Here is a 270-nt window from a genome sequence, read left to right on the forward strand (position 1 = left end):
GTCACTGCCCCAGGATTGCAGCAAATCGGTCATGGCATTAACAATGGCGGCCTCGTTATCCACCACCATAACCGCCAGCCCCTTGAACACATCCTGATTCAGAGCACTGGATTCGCGGTTCTGATCCAGCACTGCGTCTTCCGGTAACGACTCCGCCAGCGGCAGCGTTACCACAAACTCCGTCCCGGCACCCAGTACCGAGTGCACCTTTACTGGCAGTTCCAGCAACAACAGAATCCGCCGGACAATCGCCAACCCCAGCCCCAGGCC

Annotated in this window: 1 pseudogene; it reads right to left on the bottom strand. The window is 58.5% G+C overall.

Annotation, left to right across the window (positions count from 1 at the left end):
• A pseudogene (locus Q4563_RS20065) lies at positions 1-270 on the bottom strand (ATP-binding protein); the annotation flags it as partial.

The organism is Gilvimarinus sp. 1_MG-2023, assembly GCF_030548285.1.